13 protein-coding genes, 1 tRNA gene and 2 rRNA genes are annotated in these 20,300 nt (G+C 58.2%); 7 read left to right on the top strand and 9 right to left on the bottom strand.

Going from position 1 to position 20,300, the window contains the following annotated elements; translation table 11 throughout:
- Nucleotides 1-172 precede the first annotated feature (172 nt).
- The 6 genes from KYK33_RS01220 to KYK33_RS01195 form a co-directional block, all read right to left on the bottom strand.
- Nucleotides 173-2,725, bottom strand: coding sequence for a TRAP transporter permease (locus KYK33_RS01220; protein WP_042040086.1), 2,553 nt, complete (start codon nt 2,723-2,725; stop codon nt 173-175).
- Between the two features lie 121 nt (nt 2,726-2,846).
- Entirely contained in the window at nt 2,847-3,818 is a 972-nt protein-coding gene (locus KYK33_RS01215; RefSeq protein WP_042040087.1) for a TAXI family TRAP transporter solute-binding subunit, read from the bottom strand.
- A 408-nt stretch (nt 3,819-4,226) separates the two neighbouring features.
- Nucleotides 4,227-6,392, bottom strand: a complete 2,166-nt coding sequence (locus KYK33_RS01210; protein ID WP_224431779.1) for a S9 family peptidase — start codon at nt 6,390-6,392, stop codon at nt 4,227-4,229.
- Nucleotides 6,393-6,599: 207 nt separating this feature from the next.
- A complete protein-coding gene (locus KYK33_RS01205) occupies nt 6,600-7,043 on the bottom strand; it encodes a DUF411 domain-containing protein (RefSeq protein ID WP_224431778.1) in 444 nt (147 codons plus the stop codon).
- Nucleotides 7,044-7,109: 66 nt separating this feature from the next.
- Complete coding sequence (locus tag KYK33_RS01200) at nt 7,110-7,433, bottom strand: hypothetical protein (RefSeq protein WP_224432918.1); 324 nt, start codon at nt 7,431-7,433, stop codon at nt 7,110-7,112.
- Between the two features lie 176 nt (nt 7,434-7,609).
- A complete protein-coding gene (locus KYK33_RS01195; RefSeq protein WP_042040092.1) occupies nt 7,610-8,332 on the bottom strand; it encodes an SDR family oxidoreductase in 723 nt (240 codons plus the stop codon).
- Between the two features lie 129 nt (nt 8,333-8,461).
- Between KYK33_RS01195 and KYK33_RS01190 the strand changes: the two genes are divergently transcribed.
- From KYK33_RS01190 to KYK33_RS01160, 7 genes are all read left to right on the top strand, one after another.
- Nucleotides 8,462-9,304, top strand: a complete 843-nt coding sequence (locus tag KYK33_RS01190; RefSeq protein ID WP_224431777.1) for a LysR family transcriptional regulator — start codon at nt 8,462-8,464, stop codon at nt 9,302-9,304.
- Nucleotides 9,305-9,343: 39 nt separating this feature from the next.
- Nucleotides 9,344-9,940: a glutathione-regulated potassium-efflux system oxidoreductase KefF gene (gene kefF, locus KYK33_RS01185; RefSeq protein ID WP_224431776.1), complete on the top strand. Its 597-nt coding sequence runs from the start codon at nt 9,344-9,346 to the stop codon at nt 9,938-9,940.
- Complete coding sequence (locus KYK33_RS01180; RefSeq protein WP_224431775.1) at nt 9,940-11,796, top strand: monovalent cation:proton antiporter-2 (CPA2) family protein; 1,857 nt, start codon at nt 9,940-9,942, stop codon at nt 11,794-11,796. Before kefF ends, KYK33_RS01180 begins: the two co-directional genes overlap by 1 nt.
- On the top strand, nt 11,793-12,179 hold the full coding sequence (locus KYK33_RS01175) for a SirB2 family protein (RefSeq protein WP_042040099.1): 387 nt from the start codon (nt 11,793-11,795) through the stop codon (nt 12,177-12,179). The genes KYK33_RS01180 and KYK33_RS01175 overlap by 4 nt, the downstream gene beginning before the upstream one ends.
- Nucleotides 12,180-12,508: 329 nt before the next feature.
- Nucleotides 12,509-13,489: a helix-turn-helix transcriptional regulator gene (locus KYK33_RS01170; protein WP_042040100.1), complete on the top strand. Its 981-nt coding sequence runs from the start codon at nt 12,509-12,511 to the stop codon at nt 13,487-13,489.
- A 925-nt stretch (nt 13,490-14,414) separates the two neighbouring features.
- A protein-coding gene (locus KYK33_RS01165; protein WP_224431774.1) for an IS3 family transposase occupies nt 14,415-15,565 on the top strand; the annotation gives its coding sequence in 2 pieces (ribosomal slippage) (nt 14,415-14,649 and nt 14,649-15,565; 1,152 coding nt in all).
- A 114-nt stretch (nt 15,566-15,679) separates the two neighbouring features.
- Nucleotides 15,680-16,842, top strand: a protein-coding gene (locus tag KYK33_RS01160; protein ID WP_224431773.1) for an IS3 family transposase whose coding sequence is annotated in 2 segments (ribosomal slippage) — nt 15,680-15,935 and nt 15,935-16,842 — 1,164 coding nt in all. Because the reading frame shifts where the segments join, the coding sequence is not laid out codon by codon here.
- Between the two features lie 77 nt (nt 16,843-16,919).
- Here the strand turns inward: KYK33_RS01160 and KYK33_RS01155 are convergent.
- The 3 genes from KYK33_RS01155 to KYK33_RS01145 form a co-directional block, all read right to left on the bottom strand.
- Nucleotides 16,920-16,996, bottom strand: a tRNA-Asp gene (locus KYK33_RS01155).
- Nucleotides 16,997-17,093: 97 nt separating this feature from the next.
- Nucleotides 17,094-17,208: ribosomal RNA gene (gene rrf / locus KYK33_RS01150) — 5S ribosomal RNA — on the bottom strand.
- Nucleotides 17,209-17,329: 121 nt separating this feature from the next.
- A 23S ribosomal RNA gene (locus KYK33_RS01145) occupies nt 17,330-20,219 on the bottom strand.
- Nucleotides 20,220-20,300: the final 81 nt, after the last annotated feature.

Genomic DNA, 20,300 nt, shown 5'->3' with positions numbered 1-20,300 from the left:
CGGGCGCCTTGTCTTTTCTGGCAAATCACTCGGGCCCTCACCTTCGCAGTCCCTCATTCACCCCCTCGGGCCCCCGCTCCCCGCCACCCCCTTGTCGCCACGGCCACAGCGCCATGCCCCATAAAAAAACGGCGCCGAAGCGCCGTTATCATGATGGGAGTTGCTGCCTTGTTCAGGCGGCCTTTTGCCGTCTGCGTTGCAGCATCACTATCAGGCCAAACAGCAGGAAACCTGGCAGCCACATCAGCTCCTTGCGCCAGCCTTCGGTCGGTGCACTGACGGCGACTATCTGCTGATCAAACTGCAGATTGGCATCGGCCGCCGGGCTGCCGAAGGCCACGTTGTCGATCAGCGTCTTGCCGTCCTGCTCATAGAGACTCAGCCCCAGCTTGGCCAGGCGCTCCTCGCCGGTGGCGCCCTGCGGCACCCCCAGCAGCAGGCTGTACTCTCTGTGCTTGCCGACCGCATCTTCCCCGGCGATACGCAGCCGCAGTGTGCTTTCGGCCGCCACGTCACCCAGGGTCTGGGTCAGCTGGGCCGGCGGCGTATCACGGTAGGGGTTATGCACCATGTCCATCCAGAAGCCGGGGCGGAACAGGGTAAAGGCAACCAGCAGCAGGGCCAGGCTCTCGTACCAGCGGCTCTTGACCAAGAAGTAACCCTGGGTCGCCGCGGCGAAGATGAGCATGGCGATGGTCGCCACCACGAAGATCAGCACCCCGTGGCTGAAGTCAACATCGATCAGCAGCAGATCCGTGTTGAAGATAAACAGGAAGGGCAGCGCCGCGGTGCGCAGGCTGTAGTAAAAGGCGGTGATCCCGGTCTTGATGGGATCGCCCTTGGAGACGGCCGCCGCCGCGAAGGAGGCCAGCCCCACCGGCGGGGTCACGTCCGCCATGATGCCGAAATAGAACACGAACAGGTGCACAGCGATGAGCGGCACTATCAGGCCGTTCTGCTGCCCGAGCGTCACCACCACGGGGGCCAGCAGGCTCGAGACCACTATGTAGTTGGCGGTGGTCGGCAGCCCCATGCCGAGGATCAGGCTGAGCACGGCGGTCAGGATCAGCATCAGCAGCAGGTTGCCCATGGAGAGCACCTCCACCAGATCCGCCAGTACCAGGCCAACCCCGGTCTGGGAGACGGCACCCACTATGATGCCGGCCGTCGCCGTCGCGATGCCGATGCCAATCATGTTGCGGGCACCGGCGATCAGCCCCTCCCGCAGATCCACGACCCCGTCCCGGACGCTGCCGTAGTCATGCTTGCCATCGGTGCGCAGCCAGTTGAGCAGTGGCCGCTGGGTGAGCAGTATGATCACCAGCATGACGGTGCCCCAGAAGGCGGACAGACCCGGCGAGAGCCGCTCTATCATCAGACACCACACCAGCACCACCACGGGCAGCAGGAAGTGCAGGCCGGAGAGCAGCACGGCGCGGGTCTGGGGCAGTTCGGTCAGGGGTTTGTCCGGATCTTCGGCCGGCAGGGGTTCATTGCTGGCGGCAATCTTGAGCAGACCCACATAGGCCAGTGCCAGCAGCAGACTGACCCCCTCGAGGGCATAGTCACCCAGGGCAGGTTTGAGCCAGCCCAGACCATAGTAGACCGCGAGCGACAAGCCGCTGATCAGGACGGTGCCAAAGGCAAAACCGGTCAGGCGACGCAACCAGGTCTTGGGCTGCTGGCCACCGATAGGCTCCATGCCCAGCTTGAGCGCTTCCAGATGCACGATGTAGAGCAGCGCTATGTAGGAGATGGCTGCCGGCAGAAAGGCGTGCTTGATGATCTCCACATAAGGAATGCCTACGTACTCGACCATGAGGAAGGCCGCGGCCCCCATCACGGGCGGCATGATCTGGCCATTGACCGAGGAAGCGACCTCCACGGCCCCCGCCTTCTCCGCACTGAAGCCGACTCGCTTCATCATGGGGATGGTGAAGGTGCCGGTGGTGACCACGTTGGCGATGGAGGAGCCGGAGATGAGCCCGGTCAGGCCCGAGGCAACCACCGCCGCCTTGGCGGGGCCGCCGCGCAGGTGGCCGAGCATGCTGAAGGCGAGCTGGATGAAATAGTGACCGGCACCGGCTCGCTCGAGCAGGGCACCGAACAACACGAACAGGAACACGAAACTGGTGGAGACACCCAGGGCGATGCCGAATACCCCCTCAGTGGTGATCCACTGGTGGTTGGCCAGGGCGGTGAAGCTGACCCCGCGGTGGGCAAGCAAGCCCGGCATATAGGGGCCGGCCAGGCTGTAAATCAGGAAGACCAGCGCAATCACGGCCAGAGCCGGGCCCAGGGCGCGGCGAGCGGCTTCCAGCAAGAGCGGAATGCCGATACAGGCGGTGATCAGATCTGCCGTGGTGAGATTGCCGGGGCGCTGGGCCAGGTCCTGATACATCACAAACAGGTAGGAGGCGGCGCAGGCGGCAATGATACCAAGCACTATGTCCGCGACCGGCACTCTCTCTCTGGGGGAGCTGCGAAAAGCCGGAAACACCAGATAGGCCAGCAGCAGTGCAAACGTCAGGTGAATGGCGCGAGTCTCGGTGTCATTCAGGACGCCGAAGCCGACCAGAAAAGGCAAGGGGGACGCTATCCAGAGCTGGAACAGCGACCAGGCCAGGGCCAGGGTAGTGATGAGCCAGCCCATGGGACCTATGGGCAGACGAGCCCCTACGTCCTGGGCGATGAGTTCTTCGGTAGAGAGTTGTTTTTCTTGCATAGGGTGTGTTTTTGCCAAGGGTTACAACAAGAGCAACACTCGTCAGCCCGCTGGTAAACCAGGCGCTGACGAGTGTCGATGTACAACTACAGTGACCCGGCAGGGTCCCTAATCACCGCAATTACAGCCAGCCACGCTCTTTGTAATAGCGAACTGCGCCTTCATGCAGCGGAGCAGACAGACCGACCTTGATCATGTCTTTCTCGTTCAGGTCGGCAAAAGCCGGGTGCAGGCGCTTGAAGCGGTCCAGGTTGTCAAACACGGACTTGACCAGCTGGTAGACCACTTCAGGATCGGCCTTGGCACTGGTAGAGAGCACGGCCTTGCCACCGATGGACGGGGTCGGCTTGTCGTTGCCCTTGTAGAGACCACCGGGGATCTCGGCCTTGGTGTAGTAGCTCTTCTCGGCCAGCAGCTTGTCGATGTCAGCGCCGGTCACCGGCACCAGGACGGCATCGGTGGTGGTGGTCGCTTCCTGGATGGCACCGTTCGGGTGGCCCACGAAGTAGCTCATGGCGTCGATGTTGTTGTCGCCAAGGGCAGAGGCTTGCTCGGCGGGTTTCAACTCGGAGACCAGGCTGAAGGCAGACTTGTCCCAGCCCTTGACGGCCATGATCTCTTCCATGGTGTCACGCTGGCCGGAGCCCGGGTTGCCGATGTTGACGCGCTTGCCTTTCAGATCGTCGAAGCTGGCAATCTTGGCGTCACGGCGGGCGAGAATGGTGAACACTTCGCTCTGCAGGGAGAAGACGGCGCGGATGTCATCCATGGCACCTTCGGCCTGGAAGGGGGGCAGACCTTTCATCGCCTTGTACTGGTGATCAGACTGCATGATGCCGAAGTTGAACTCACCGCTGCGAATACCGTTGACGTTAGCGACACCGCCGCCGCTGGCCGGGGCGTTGCACTTGATATTGTGCTCGGCGGCGCCGCGGTTCAGGAAGCGGCAGATTGACTGGCCCGCCACATAGTAGACGCCGGTCTGGCCGCCGGTGCCTATGGTCACGAAACGCTCTTGCGCTTGCACGGCACCACCGAAAGAGGCAGCAGCCAGCACGGCGGACATGGCGCACGCCAAGGATAATCCTTTCATGTTTTCCATCCTTTTTTTCATTGGTTTTTACATCACCCGACTCCCGGGTGAAATCAAAGGAGCGGCCCTCAGCACCAGGCTGGTCCGTCTCGACCCCGATTAGGAGATGGCGTCTGCCAGGCATGGCAGCACCAAGATTGTCGCAACCCTGCGAATAGACGCCAGCATCCTGCCGACCGAAGACGATTTACCTGATTTATCAAGCAAATCAAAAATAACGCACTCAGATTTTAACCACACACCGTCAACATAAATCAAACAGGAGTGTAAAAATGGCGCTAGAAATAGCGTAATTTATGACAGAAGTCATCCTATTCTCTCGCTCAGTAGCGAACTTGGGATTCCCATGAGTCATAAAAATTAACAACTGTCGCGGCCCGACCCAATAGGGCCGCGACTGGCTATCCCTTAGCCCGGCTTGACGGTTTCCGGCTGAGACAGTTGCAGCAGGAAGGCAAACTCCAGGGCGATGTCCTCATAGGCTTTGAAACGACCGGATTTTCCACCATGGCCCGCCTCCATGTCGGTATGGAGCAGCAACTCGTTATGGTCCGTCTTCATTTCCCGCAGCTTGGCCACCCACTTGGCGGGCTCCCAGTACTGTACCTGGGAGTCGTGCAGACCCGTGGTAACCAGCAGGTTGGGATAGGCCTGCGCCTTGACCTGATCGTAGGGGCTGTAGTCGAGCATGTAGTCGTAGTAACGCTTCTTGTTGGGGTTGCCCCACTCGTCATACTCCCCGGTGGTGAGCGGGATGGATTCGTCGAGCATGGTGGTCACCACATCGACGAAGGGCACCTGGGCCACCACACCGTGGTAGAGCTCGGGCGCCTGATTGATGACGGCCCCCATCAGCAAGCCGCCTGCGCTGCCGCCCATGGCGTAGACCTGATCCTTGGCACCATAACCCTGCTCCACCAGCGCCTTGGTGACATCGATGAAGTCGTGGAAGCTGTTCTGTTTGTTGAGCAGCTTGCCATCCTCGTACCACTGGCGGCCCAGCTCCTCACCGCCCCGCACATGGGCGATGGCGTAGACGAAACCGCGATCCAGCAAAGAGAGCCGCGCCGAGCTGAAATCGGGATCCATGCTGGCGCCATAGGAGCCGTAGCCGTAGACCAGCAAGGGGGCCTTGCCCGCCTTGAACAGATCCGTGCGATAGACCAGGGAGACAGGTACCTTGACGCCGTCCCTGGCCTGCACCCAGAGCCGCTCGCTCTGGTAACGCTCGGCCTTGAAGCCCGCCACCGCCTGCTGCTTGAGCAGGGTGCGTTTACCGCTCGCCATATCCAGCTCATAGGTGGAGGTCGGCGTGGTCATGGAGCTGTAGCCGTAACGCAGCAGTTCGGTGTCCGGCTCCGGATTGTAAGAGAGGCCGGTGACATAGGCGGGATCGTCGAAGCTGATCTCCTTCTGCTCGCCGCTCTGCCAGTTGATCTGACGCAGTCGGGTCAGCCCCTGGCTACGCTCCTCCACCACCAGCCACTGCTTGAACAGGGCATAACCCTCGAGCAGCACGTCCGCTTGCGGTGCCACCACGGGACGCCAGCGATCGACCGGGCTCTCCTTGGTTTCGTAGAGGCCGAAGTTCTTGCCGTCCTTGTTGGAGCGCACATAGAAGCGGCCCCGGTAATGATCCAGCGTGTATTCATGATCCGGCTGGCGCTTGAGGAAGAGCCGTGGCGCCTGCTGCGGATGCTCGGCATCGATGAGCCAGGCCTCGTCCGTGGTGGTGCTGGACAGAGAGATGACGATAAAATCTTCCGAGGTGGTGGCCCCGATGCTGACATAGAAGGTGTCATCCTTCTCCTCATAGACCAGCTGATCCTTGGCAGGATCCGAGCCCAGGGTGTGGCGGTAAACCTGATAGGGCAGCAGGGTCTGCGGGTGCTTGCGCACATAGAAGAGCGTCTTGTTGTCCGCGGCCCAGACGATGTTGCCCGAGGTGTTGTCCAGCTTGTCGCTGGCCCACTGACCACTGTTCAAATCCAGGAACTGCACCTGATATTGGCGACGGGAGAGGTAATCTTCCGCCACCGCCAGCCAGCGATTATCCTGACTCACTTCCAGGGCCCCCAACTCGTAGAAATCATGGCCCTCGGCGCGCTCATTGCTGTCGAGCAGGGTCACCGTCTCCCCCTTCTCCACTCCCTGACGGGTATAGATGCCGTACTCCTTGCCCGGCTCATAGCGAGTCTGATAGCGATAGCCATTCTTGACATAGGGAACAGAGGCATCCTGCTGGGGAATACGCGCCACCATCTCCTGGTAGAGCTGGGCCCGCAGGGGGGCACTCGGCGCCAGCCGCGCCGCCGTATAGGCATTCTCGGCATTGAGATAGGCCAGCACGGCCGGATCCTTGCGATCGTCATCGCGCAGCCAATAGTAGTTATCGGTGCGGCTCTGCCCGTGCTTCTTGAGGATCTTGGGGTGTTTGGCAGCCAGAGGCGGCTGGGGGGCGGCATCTGTCATCGGCGCGTCTTTCATCGGCATGGGGGACTCATCATTGGCATATGAAGCTGTGCCTGCGGCCAGCGCAGACAGCAACAGGAGGCAGCGAGAAAAGCTGAACATGTCGCATCCTTTGCGATTTATTTAAGGGTTAACACGGGGGACTGACGCCCCCTTAATCGGTCATCAATCTGCCCCTTGTGACGCCCGGTTGCAAGAGGCACCCATGAAAAAGGCCGTTCTGCGAAGAGAACGGCCTGATCCAGCTCCTGGGTGAGGCAAGATTCGCTCAGGTGTGCCTCACATGGGGGAAATCCTCACCCAGAGCCATTAGCCCGGGTAGCTGGCCCAGAGTGCGGTCTGACCCGCCTCATCGATGGCCAGCACCTGATAAGGCTGACCCGGGATATCCATGCCGGGGGCACTCTGCGGCATGCCAGGGACAGCCAATCCCCGGATGGCCGGTTTCTGTTCCAGCATGCGCTGCACGTCGGCGGCCGGCACATGACCTTCCACCACATATCCACCCACCAGGGCGGTATGGCAGGAGGCCAGCTGCGGCGTCACCCCATGTTGCTGCTTGAGGGGGGCTAGCTGCTCGGTGTCGACCACCTTGAGCTCGAAACCACTCTCCTGCATGTGCTTGACCCACTGCTCGCAGCAGCCGCAATACTGGGACTTGTAGACCGTCATCTGCTCGGCGGCCAGGGTAGACAGGCTGGTGAGACCCGCCATCAGCGCCAACCACAGGGCTGGGATCTTGTGTGTAGACATAACGACCTCGACTGATGTTATTTCAGCTGAATGGAAACAAAGGACCCCGGCTGGGGTTAACCATCATCAGGTCGCAGTGCGAGGTGGGCGTTCGAGTCGCGCCAGCGGCGGCGAAGGCATATAAAGGGAAGGCGCAATGAATTCGGGGTCGGCCGGACTCAACTCGGCCAGGGTCAGGCTGTCGCTACTGACCAGGCTCATGGCCAGTACGGCGGTGAAGCTGCCGCAGGGCATGGCTTTCTCCAGGCTGCGCTCGGCTTCACTGCAATGGGGCGTCAGGGTACAGAGATCCGCGGCGGCCCGGCTGCCAAACGACATCAACACCAGCAGCAGACCCCAGAGGGGCAGCCAGCGGCGGGCATGGTCGAATTGGCGAGGGGTCAGCAGCATGGTGCGGGTCAAGGTACGCTCTGGGAAAACAGGCCCTCATGCTAACCCGCCCCCCTGGGGTAAGGTCAAGGGTGCCGGCGGGGCAACCCTTGATCGGGATCAGCTTGATGGCCGATCCGCTTGCTCGACGAGCGGTGCCTGTCGGTCACTGCGAGGCAGCTGGCCCTTCGCACCACTCAAGGCTGCTGACGGGTGGCGGCCAGCACTATCTCGCGCACGCAGACACCGGCGGGCTGACGCCAGGCATAGAGCACGGCCTCGGCGATCACCTCGGGGGATATGACGCCACCCATGCTCTCCTTCCAGCCGTGATAACCGGCCTTGATGTCTTCATCCGTGGTGTGGCTGAGCAGCTCGGTCTCGACCGCCCCCGGCGCTATGGTCACCAGGCGCACCCCCAGATCGGCCACCTCTTCGCGGATATTTTCGGTCAGGGCATGTACCGCAAACTTGGTGGCGCAATAGGCTGCATGGTTGGGGAAGGTCTTGCGTCCCGCAATCGAACTGATGTTGATGATGGTGCCACTGCGCCGCGCCTTCATCCCGGCCAGCACCGCATGAATGCCATTGAGCACCCCCATCACATTGATGTTGAGCATCTGCTGCCACTCGGCGGGATCCTGGGCATCGGCCTGGCCGAGCAGCATGACGCCAGCATTGTTGACCAGACAGCCCACCGGGCCGAAGCGCGCCTCGGCCTGAACGATGGCGGCTTTAAATGCGGCACTGTCCGTCACATCGAGGGAGAGGCAGAGGCAATCGGGTAAATCGAGCGCCACCATGGGCTCGACCCGGCGGGCCAGCAGCAACAAGGGATGACCGGCCGCCGAGAAGGCGCGGGCAATGGCGGCACCTATGCCTGCGGAGGCACCGGTCACGACGACAAGGGAGTTGGACATGGTATTTTCCTTACCTTGATGGAAGAGAGGGGCTGGTCAGCACCGAGTCCAATCACTATAGTCGCGCTATCTATCAGCGATAAATATAGATTTCCGCTGGTTATCATCTGAAATAACTATGGTAATGCCATGTTGGACCTGAGACTGCTGCGGTTTTTCATCGCCATCTATGAGCAGAAGAACATCACGGCCGCCGCCGAACGCTGCCATGTCAGCCAGCCCTCCCTCTCCGCAGGCCTGCGCCAGCTGGAGGAGAGCCTGGGAGACACCTTGTTCCTGCGCGGCAAGAGAGGGGTCGAGGCCCTGCCCCCTGCCCACTATCTCTACCCCCATGCGGTGAAACTGGTTGAAGAGGCGCGCCGCCTGCCCGATCTGTTTCGCCAGAAGGCGAGCCGGGCCCGCCTCAACCTCGCCGTGATGCCGGATCTGAGCAAACGCCGTCTCGCTACCCTGCTGCAACGGATCCAGCGGCATCTGCCCTCCCTGGACCTGACCCTGTCAGACCCTGAGACGCCAGCCGACTGCCGCTTGACCCTGGATGTGCTGCGCCGGGAGGACGAAATCTTCCTGCCGCTCTGGGAAGAGGACTATGTATTGTGCGTGCCCATCGACCACCCCCTGGCCCTGCGCGAACGGGTCGAGCTCCATGAGCTGCAGGCCCATGACTTCATCGAGTGCCCACCCTGCGAGGCCCATCAGCAGACCCTGGGGCTACTCGCCTGCGACAGGATCACCCTCAACCTGGTCGCCAAGGCGCAGAGCAAGGGGCTGGTGATGGCCCTGGTTCTGGCCGGGGCAGGCATCAGCTTCCTGCCCGATGGCCTGATCGAGGAAGAGCCGGCCCTGCGCGCAGTTCCCCTCGCCGGGCCGCGGATGTTTCGCCGTATCGGGCTCTGTTATCCGGCACGTCAGACCCTGAGCCCGGCCCTGTCCGCATTGATCCCCGAGCTGGCCGCAGGGCCCGCTTCTTGATAAGTTTCCAGCTAACTCCATGCCCCAGGTCATGACCCTATGAAACGCATTCTGGTGATCTTCTCTCACCCCGCCCTGCAGCGATCCAAAGCCAATCGCGAGCTGCTGCAAGCCATCTTGGATCTGGAGGGCGTGACCATTCACGACCTCTATCAGCACTATCCCGACCTGTTCATCGATGTGAAACAGGAGCAGGCCCTGCTCGCGCAGCACGATATCATCGTCTTCCAGCACCCGCTCTACTGGTACTCCTGCCCCGCCATCATGAAGGAGTGGCTGGATCTGGTACTCGAGTACGGGTATGCCTATGGCCCGGATGGCAACGGTCTGGGGGGCAAGCAGTGGTTGAGCGCCATCACCACCGGAGGGGCTCCAGAGTCCTATTGCCAGGAGGGTTACAACAAGAGCCCGCTGATCGACTTCCTGCGCCCCTTCAGCCAGACGGCCCGGTTGTGCGGCATGCAGTGGCTGCCGCCCTTTGTGTTGCACTCCTTCCACAAACTCAATGACCCCGAGGCGCTGCGCCGCTGCGGCCATGAATATCGCCAGCTGCTGCTCGCCTTGCGCGACGAACGGCTCAGCCCGACCCAGCTGGACGGGGTCGACTATCTGCGCGATCTGCTGGAGGTTATCTGATGGGACACGGCATTCTGTTTGACGCCTTTATTTACCTCTCGGCGGCGGTGATCGCCGTGCCGCTGGCCAAACGCTGGGGGCTGGGCTCAGTGCTCGGTTACCTGCTGGCGGGCATAGTGATAGGTCCCTTCCTGCTCGGTCTGGTCGGGGAGCGTCAGGATGTGATGCACTTCGCCGAGTTCGGGGTAGTCCTGATGCTGTTTCTGGTGGGCCTGGAACTCAAGCCCGCCCTGCTTTGGCAGCTAAAGGGCCCCATACTGGGCACAGGCGGCCTCCAGGTCGCACTGTCAACCGCCGCCCTGACTGGCTTTGCCTGCCTCATGGGACTGCCCTGGCAGCAAGGGGTGGCCATTGGGCTCATCCTGGCACTCTCCTCCACCGCCATCGTCCTGCAAAGCCTGCAGGAGCGCAAACAGATGCAGAGCGAGAGCGGTCGTTCCGCCTTCGCCGTGCTCCTGTTCCAGGATATCGCCGTCATCCCCATACTGGCGCTGCTGCCCCTGCTCGCCATGGCGCCCGTGGCCCAGAGTGATCAGAGTGAGCTGGCAGGCTGGCAACACGGCCTGCTGGTCGCCGCCGCCATCGCGGGCATCATTTTCGGTGGCCGCTACCTGATGCGCCCTGTGTTTCGGGCCATTGCCCAGTCGCACATGCGGGAGATCTTCGTCGCCGCCGCCCTGTTGCTGGTCATCGGTATCGCCGTGCTGATGGAGTCGGTTGGTCTCTCCCCCGCTCTCGGTTCCTTCCTCGCGGGAGTGGTGCTGGCGGATAGTGAGTATCGCCATGAGCTGGAGGCGGACATTGATCCCTTCAAAGGATTGCTGCTCGGGCTCTTCTTCATGTCGGTGGGCGCCGGTATCAACTTCGGGCTCTTCGCCGAGCACCCGGTACTGATCCCGACCCTGGTGATAGGTCTGATGACACTCAAGTGGCTGGTGTTGATGGCGATTGGCCTGGTGCTACGGGTATCCCCCAGCCAACGCTGGACCTTCTCCCTCGCCCTGGCTCAGGGAGGGGAATTCGCCTTTGTGCTGTTCTCTTTCGCCAGCCAGAACCGGGTCTTGCCGGAACCCATGATAGGCCTGCTGACGCTGGTGGTGGCGCTCTCCATGGCACTCACCCCGCTGCTGCTGATCCTCAACGACAAGGTGATCCAGCCCTGGTTCGATTATCGCAGCCAGCCGGAACTCCCTGAACATGAACAGCCCCAGGCCCTGGACAATCCGGTGATCATTGCCGGTTTTGGCCGCTTCGGTCAGATAGTGGGCCGTCTGCTGCATGGACATGGTATAGGCACCACCATCCTGGAGCAGGATGCCAGCCAGATAGAGACGCTGCGCAAGTTTGGCTATCAGGTGTTCTATGGCGACGCCAGCCGCATCGATCTGCTCCATGCCGCCGGGGCGCACAAGGCCAAGCTGCTGGTGCTCTCCATCAATGACCCCGTCACCTCGCTGACCGTCATCGAGATGGTGAAGAAACACTTCCCGCACCTTAAGATACTGGCGCGCGCCCAGGACAGACCCCATGCCCACAACATATTGCGCCTGGGTGTCGATGGCGTGTTTCGTGAGACCCTGGGGTCGGCGGTGGATCTTGGAGTGGAAGCCCTCACTAACCTGGGATTTCGTGCCAATCAGGCCTGGCGTGCCGGCCAGATGTTCAAGCGTCATGACAACTGGCTGCTGCGCGAACAGATAAATTATCTGGATGACGAACACACCTATATCAACAAGAGCCTGCAATACAGGGACATACTCTCGGATCTGTTGCGAGACGATCAGCAGGGTCAGGAGCATGTCCATGCCCATAACTGGGATAGCGGCCTCCCCAACCAAGACAAGGAAGCAAAATGATTGCCTATTATCCCCTGCTCAAACACCTGCACATGACCCTCGCCATCGTCAGCATACTGCTGTTCATCTATCGCTGGGCCCTCGCCATCAACGAGAGCCCTCGCCTGCAACAGCGCTGGCTCAAGATAGTGCCTCATCTCAACGACACCCTGTTGCTGCTGGCCGGCATCATGCTGGCCGTCACCCTGCAGATGAGCCCGGGTTCCCAACCTTGGTTGCTGGCCAAGCTGATTGCGCTGGTGGTCTATATTGGCCTCGGCGTGATGGCACTCAAGCGCCCCGACCGCAAACAGAAGGTGATCGCGGGCATCGCCGCCCTGTTGGTGTTCAATTACATCATCGGGGTCGCCGTCAGCAAGTCGCCCTGGGCCTGGTTCGCCTGACAATAGGGGAGGCATCGGCCTCCCCCTTTCTTTGACAGTCCCCGCCTAACCAGATTTTCCGCGCCTTTGCTCCCCCATAGTTGAGATCTCAACGCCCGGTTTACCCTCATGCCCTCAAGTACGGCCGGTAAATGACCCAGTCTCTCCCCTCACCACCAACTAATTTTGAAGTAATAACAGCAACTTAAACTCAATTAACCATTCATAATCAACAACTTAACTCTGGCTGTATGAAAATGGCGACACTTGTCGCAGCAAAACTTGCGACATAGATTGTCGCAACCACTGACTAGGATAGACTCAACGCTAATCCAGTGAAGGCAAGCACCATGAGCAAGAAGCTGTTACGACAACTGACCTTGGCGCGTTGCATCCCGCACCGCCCTTACAAACTGACCGCCAGCCAACTGCAAGTTAAGTTGGAAGAAGAAGGCATACATGTCAGTCTGCGGACCGTGCAACGGGACCTGGAAGAGATGTCTGGCATGGGGTTGTTTGACTTGACCTCTGATGAGCGCAGCAAGCCTCACGGCTGGTGTTTCGAGCGCCATGGCCTCAACGACTTTGCCAATATCATGCCGCTCTCCCTCGCCGTCGCCCTCAAAACCTGGAGCGACCAGGCCAGCCAGCTACTGCCGGCGAGCGTCCTGACGGAATTGAACCCGCTGATCGACAAGGCCAGCCAGGTTATCCGCGACAGTCAGAGTGAACTGGCCGAACGCTGGCTCGAGAGCGTGCATCAGTCACCGCGTCCATTCGCCGGTAACCCGGAAATTCGCCGCAGCACCCTGATCCGCGATGCCCTCTGGCGAGGCCGCAAGTTCAGCGCCGAGATCCAGCGTGTCATCAAAGAGCGCACCGTGTGGCTCTGCTATGACCGTATCAATCCGCTCGGTATCTTGAACCAGGCCGATGGCCCTACCCTGCTCTGTACCTTGTCCGAGCTTGACCCCAAGGTGTATGGCATACCGTTCGACCATATCAAAGATGTGGAGTTGACCAACTTCAGCGCGACTCAGCCCAAGGACTTCAACGTTCAAAAACTGATCCGCGAGCAGTCTTACCAGGACGTCAGCGGTCCCATCCGCTTCGTTGGCCGTATAGATGCCAACAGCGCCACCCTGACGGATGGCCAGATCCCGGGCCACAACCCACGCATGACACGCTATGACAAGCGCAGCGTGGTGGTTGAGACCGAAGTGCAGGACACCCCGGAGTTCCGCAACTGGCTCAATAACATGGAAGGCAATCTGGAAGTCTTGGCACCAGAATCCCTTCGCAAGGCCTACCCCACCAGTCGGGCCAACTGATAATAGAAAGCCGGGCCTAGCCCGGCTTTTTCAGGCATAAATAACAGAGAAGGTGGAATAACAAGCAGAAAGCTTCAAAAAAATTTGATTACAGCTAGTGAATATTAAGTTCCTCTTGAAACCAAAAATACCCTTCTATCTGCTTGTGAGAGATCGTCCATACCCCCTGTAAGAGCCCGCTGTTTCGTATCGTAGGTCAGGCCACTTCCAGCACTGCTCGCTTTCAGATGTAACGAATTAACTCCATGATTTATATGTGAAAAAACACAATAAAGACGCTATGTAAAATCGTTTTCCAGATTTAACTCTTTCGCCCCCCTCTTGTAGCCTCATCTCTATCCCTTATTATCTATCTCACAAGGACGGCGCGGGCATCTACAGGATGCATGCCCACAAGAATAAAGGACTAGCCACAGGACACCTCAGGATGAGGTTGGATGACCAGGAGGTTATCCGCCAGGACGGCCAGGAACACCACAGGATGTGGTTATGGACACCTCCAGGATGGAGAAGCATAACCCGGATGGTTATTAGTCTGGACGACCCAGGATCACCACAGGATGTGGTTAGGACGAGCTTCAGGATGAAGACGAGATAATCAGGATGATTGTCTGTCAGGATGACGCAGGAACACCACGGGATGTGGTAATGGACACCTCCAGGATGGAGACAGTGCAGCAATAAGGATGGATTGCTGGGTCAGGATGACATATGGACACCCCAACGGATTGGGAAGGGGAAATCCAACGGATTTGGATACAGTCAGGGAATGCAGGGAGCATTTGCAGTTCAAGGACTGGACGACACGACTTAAGGGGACGGCTCAGCCGTCCCCTTTTCTTATTCTCGCGCTTCATAACCTTGAATCGCCCCTACTTTCCTAGACACCTCAAGAGCCTCAAACTGAGGTCATTCAGGAGGTGTTATGAGCAAGCAGCAACGTTACACGGAAGAATTTAAACTGGCCGCCGTCAAGCAGGTGACTGAGCGCCATTACCCAGTGGCAGAGGTCGCCGAGCGACTCGGTGTTTCCAGCCACAGTCTTTACGCCTGGATCAAACGCTATAGCCAACCCGACGTGCAGCAGCATGAGTCCAGCCAGCAAGCCGAGATCCGCCGTCTCAAGGCCGAATTGCGCCGCGTCACCGATGAGCGAGATATCTTAAAAAAGGCCGCCGCGTACTTTGCCAAGCTGTCAGGGTAAGGTACGCCTTCATCCGGGAGCACGAGTCCACGCATCCCGTCCGCAGGCTGTGCCGGATGATGAATGTCCATCCGAGCGGTTATTACGCTTGGCAGCGGCAGCCCTTATCTACCCGAGCCCAGGAGGATCAACGCCTCCTGGGCCAGATCAAGCAATGTTGGCTAGAAAGCGGGGGCGTCTATGGTTATCGCAAGATCCGGGATGACCTGCGAGAAATGGGCGAGACCTGTGGCAAGCACCGGGTGGCGCGATTAATGCGACATGAAGGGTTACGTTCACAAACCGGCTATCACCGCCGTCCAGGCCATTATGGTGGCCGGCCAACGGTGGTTGCACCGAATCATTTGGAACGTCAGTTCGATGTGACCGAGCCCAATAAGGTCTGGGTAACGGACATCACCTACATTCGCACCCATGAAGGCTGGCTCTATCTGGCTGTGGTATTGGATTTGTTCTCACGACACGTCATTGGTTGGTCGATGGGGCAGCGGATCGACCGAGAGCTGGCCATCAGTGCGTTACTGATGGCGGTGTGGCGACGGCGACCCGAACAAGAAGTGCTGGTTCATTCCGACCAAGGGAGCCAGTTTAGCAGCTATGACTGGCAGGATTTTTTGCGGGAAAACCGGCTCAAGGCCAGCATGAGCAGGCGCGGCAATTGCCATGATAACGCGGTAGCGGAGAGTTTCTTCCAGCTCCTCAAACGCGAGCGTATCCGTCGCAAAACCTATGTGGATCGTGAGGAAGCCCGGCAGGATGTGTTCGATTACATTGAAATGTTTTACAACCCCAAACGCCGGCACAGTTTCAACAACGGGCTATCGCCAGTAGAGTGTGAAAAGCAATATTTCGAACGGCTCAAAAGTGCCTAGAGAAGCCGGAGCGATTCATCATGCATAAAGCAGTCAATGCGCCTGTTGTAGTGGTCTAATCATCCCGGACACCATTTTAGGTGGTACAGTCGCCACCATGACTTGAGGTGTTCAATGACAAGATTACGTCGCTCATTTACTGCTGAATTCAAACTCGAAGCCGCATCCCTGGTACTCGACCAGGGATACTCTGTCCCCGAAGCCAGCCGTTCACTGGATGTCGGTGAAACCATACTTCGCCGATGGGTTCAACAGCTCCAATCCGAACGAACCGGCACCACCCCAATCGGCAAAGCGCTGACCCCGGAGCAGCAGAAAATCCAGGAGCTGGAAGCCCGCATCAACCGGCTCGAGCGCGAAAAGGACATTCTAAAAAAGGCTACTGCTCTCTTGATGACGGACGAGTTCAAACGTACGCGCTGATAGACCGATTAAGGGAGCAAGCCCCCATCACTATGGTCTGCTGCGCTTTCGATGTTCCAACATCCTGTTTTTACGACTATCTGGCCCGCAAGCGGATGATTAACCGTGAGCGGATGCAGCAACGCAGCGAGTTGCGCCGTTTGTTCAAAGAGAGCCGGAACTCAGCGGGCAGCCGCGCCTTGATGTCGATGATGCGAGCGCTGGGGCATCAGATTGGCCGATTCAAAGTGCGCAGTCTGATGAAGGAGGTCGGTCTGGTATCCAAGCAACCGGGCGCTCATCGCTATCAGGTCGCCCGGTCTGAACGACCGGATATTCCCAATCTGCTGGCCCGTGAATTTGATGTCCAACAACCCAATCAGGTGTGGTGTGGCGATATCACCTACGTCTGGGCAGGTGGTCGTTGGAATTACCTGGCGGTGGTGCTCGACCTTTATGCCCGCCGAGTCGTGGGCTGGGCGATGTCTGACAAGCCTGATGCAGAGCTGGCAATAAAAGCGCTCGAGATGGCCTATCAGCAGCGGGGTTGCCCATCAGGTGTGCTGTTTCACTCAGACCAAGGCAGCCAATATGGCAGCCGGGCATTTCGGCAGCGGCTGTGGCGCCATCGCATGACCCAGAGCATGAGTCGGCGTGGCAACTGTTGGGATAATGCACCGATGGAGCGGTTGTTCAGGAGTCTGAAGACAGAGTGGCTCCCGACAACGGGCTATATGAACCTGCGGGAGGCGAAGCGGGATATCAGCTATTACCTGATGGATTACTACAACTGGCGGCGTCCACATCAACACAATGACGGGAGCGCGCCAGCAAAAGCCGAGGATCGGCCTAACCAAGTGTCCGGATTTAGTTGACCACTACACTGCAGTGCGGCTTAAAAATGCACAAAAGCAAAAAGACCTTCCCGATTGGGAAGGCCTTCTCTATTTATTGGCGGAGCGGACGGGACTCGAACCCGCGACCCCCGGCGTGACAGGCCGGTATTCTAACCAACTGAACTACCGCTCCGCAATTTGGCTAGCGCTTTGCTAAATCTTCTGCCGTTTCAGCGAGGTGTTATCCTCTCGGCCAACATCGTACTGCGTACAATGTTGTCTAATTAGGAGCCTGGCAGTGTCCTACTCTCGCATGGCGAATGCCACACTACCATCGGCGCTACCGCGTTTCACTTCTGAGTTCGGCATGGGATCAGGTGGGTCCACGGCGCTATGGCCGCCAGGCAAAAACTTCATCCGGAAAGCTGACGTGAATAACGATGTTGCTCGTGGCTTGTCACTATCACTGAATTAGTTAGTAGTTCATGCACTTGCTACAAGGCCAGAAACACTTCTTGGGTGTTGTATGGTTAAGCCTCACGGGTAATTAGTATGGGTTAGCTCAACACGTCGCCGCGCTTACACACCCCACCTATCAACGTTGTGGTCTCCAACGGCCCTTTAGGACCCTCAAGGGGTCAGGGATGACTCATCTCAGGGCTCGCTTCCCGCTTAGATGCTTTCAGCGGTTATCGATTCCGAACTTAGCTACCGGGCAGTGCCACTGGCGTGACAACCCGAACACCAGAGGTTCGTTCACTCCGGTCCTCTCGTACTAGGAGCAACTCCCTTCAATCATCCAACGCCCACGGCAGATAGGGACCGAACTGTCTCACGACGTTCTGAACCCAGCTCGCGTACCACTTTAAATGGCGAACAGCCATACCCTTGGGACCGACTTCAGCCCCAGGATGTGATGAGCCGACATCGAGGTGCCAAACACCGCCGTCGATATGAACTCTTGGGCGGTATCAGCCTGTTATCCCCGGAGTACCTTTTATCCGTTGAGCGATGGCCCTTCCATTCAGAACCACCGGATCACTATGACCTACTTTCGTACCTGCTCGACCTGTCCGTCTCGCAGTTAAGCTGGCTTATGCCATTGCACTAACCTCCTGATGTCCGACCAGGATTAGCCAACCTTCGTGCTCCTCCGTTACTCTTTGGGAGGAGACCGCCCCAGTCAAACTACCCACCAGGCACTGTCCGCGAGCCCGATTCAGGGCCCTGCGTTAGAACATCAAACATACAAGGGTGGTATTTCAAGGACGGCTCCACGACAACTAGCGTCATCGCTTCAAAGCCTCCCACCTATCCTACACATGTAGGTTCAATGTTCAGTGCCAAGCTGTAGTAAAGGTTCACGGGGTCTTTCCGTCTAGCCGCGGGTACACCGCATCTTCACGGCGAATTCGATTTCACTGAGTCTCGGGTGGAGACAGCATGGCCATGGTTACACCATTCGTGCAGGTCGGAACTTACCCGACAAGGAATTTCGCTACCTTAGGACCGTTATAGTTACGGCCGCCGTTTACCGGGGCTTCGATCAAGAGCTTCGCTTGCGCTAACCCCATCAATTAACCTTCCGGCACCGGGCAGGTGTCACACCCTATACGTCCACTTTCGTGTTTGCAGAGTGCTGTGTTTTTGATAAACAGTCCCAGCCATCTGGTCACTGCGACTCCCAACTGCTCCATCCGCAAGGGACTTCACTGTCAAGAGCGAACCTTCTCCCGAAGTTACGGTTCTATTTTGCCTAGTTCCTTCACCCGAGTTCTCTCAAGCGCCTTGGTATTCTCTACCCGACCACCTGTGTCGGTTTGGGGTACGATGACTTGTAATCTGAAGCTTAGAGGCTTTTCCTGGAAGCATGGCATCAATGGCTTCACCACCGTAGTGGCTTCGTCTCGTGTCTCAGCGTTGCATCTCCGGATTTGCCTAGAGATACCGCCTACGCACTTTCACCAGGACAACCGTCGCCTGGCCCACCTAGCCTTCTCCGTCCCCCCATCGCAATTACAAGTCGTGCAGGAATATTAACCTGCTTCCCATCGATTACGCCTTTCGGCCTCACCTTAGGGGTCGACTCACCCTGCCCCGATTAACGTTGGACAGGAACCCTTGGTCTTCCGGCGAGGAGGCTTTTCACCCCCTTTATCGTTACTTACGTCAGCATTCGCACTTCTGATATCTCCAGCATACCTCTCGATACACCTTCGCAGACTTACAGAACGCTCCCCTACCACTCACACATAAGTGTGAATCCGCGGCTTCGGTGCCTGGTTTGAGCCCCGTTACATCTTCCGCGCAGGCCGACTCGACTAGTGAGCTATTACGCTTTCTTTAAATGATGGCTGCTTCTAAGCCAACATCCTAGCTGTCTGAGCCTTCCCACATCGTTTCCCACTTAACCAGAACTTTGGGACCTTAGCCGGCGGTCTGGGTTGTTTCCCTCTTCACGACGGACGTTAGCACCCGCCGTGTGTCTCCCGGATATTACTTACTGGTATTCGGAGTTTGCATGGAGTTGGTAAGTCGGGATGACCCCCTAGTCCAAACAGTGCTCTACCCCCAGTAGTATTCGTCCGAGGCGCTACCTAAATAGCTTTCGGGGAGAACCAGCTATCTCCGAGTTTGATTGGCCTTTCACCCCCAGCCACAGGTCATCCCCTAACTTTGCAACGTTAGTGGGTTCGGTCCTCCAGTTGATGTTACTCAACCTTCAACCTGCCCATGGCTAGATCACCCGGTTTCGGGTCTACACCTTGCAACTAGACGCCCAGTTAAGACTCGGTTTCCCTACGGCTCCCCTATACGGTTAACCTCGCTACAAAATGTAAGTCGCTGACCCATTATACAAAAGGTACGCAGTCACCCCGAAGGGCTCCCACTGCTTGTACGTACACGGTTTCAGGTTCTATTTCACTCCCCTCACAGGGGTTCTTTTCGCCTTTCCCTCACGGTACTGGTTCACTATCGGTCAGTCAGGAGTATTTAGCCTTGGAGGATGGTCCCCCCATATTCAGACAGGATGTCACGTGTCCCGCCCTACTCGATTTCACAACAAGGTCGTTTTCATGTACGGGGCTATCACCCTGTATCGCTGGCCTTTCCAGGACCATTCCACTAACTTCCAAGTTGCTTAAGGGCTAATCCCCGTTCGCTCGCCGCTACTAAGGGAATCTCGGTTGATTTCTTTTCCTCGGGGTACTTAGATGTTTCAGTTCTCCCGGTTCGCCTCGTTAAGCTATGTATTCACTTAACGATACCCAGCTTATGCTGAGTGGGTTTCCCCATTCGGAAATCTGTGAGTAATAGCGTCTCTTACCGACTTCTCACAGCTTATCGCAGGTTAGTACGTCCTTCATCGCCTCTGACTGCCAAGGCATCCACCATGTACGCTTAGTCACTTAACCATACAACCCCAAGAAGTGTCGTCGAAACGACGCGACTTGTTGAAGTACAACAAGGACCAAAATAAATTTTGGTTTTCGCCA

The sequence above is a fragment of the Aeromonas rivuli genome (assembly GCF_020149575.1).
In the GTDB taxonomy this organism is placed as follows: domain Bacteria; phylum Pseudomonadota; class Gammaproteobacteria; order Enterobacterales; family Aeromonadaceae; genus Aeromonas; species Aeromonas rivuli.
This window is presented reverse-complemented; position numbering and strand designations above follow the sequence as displayed.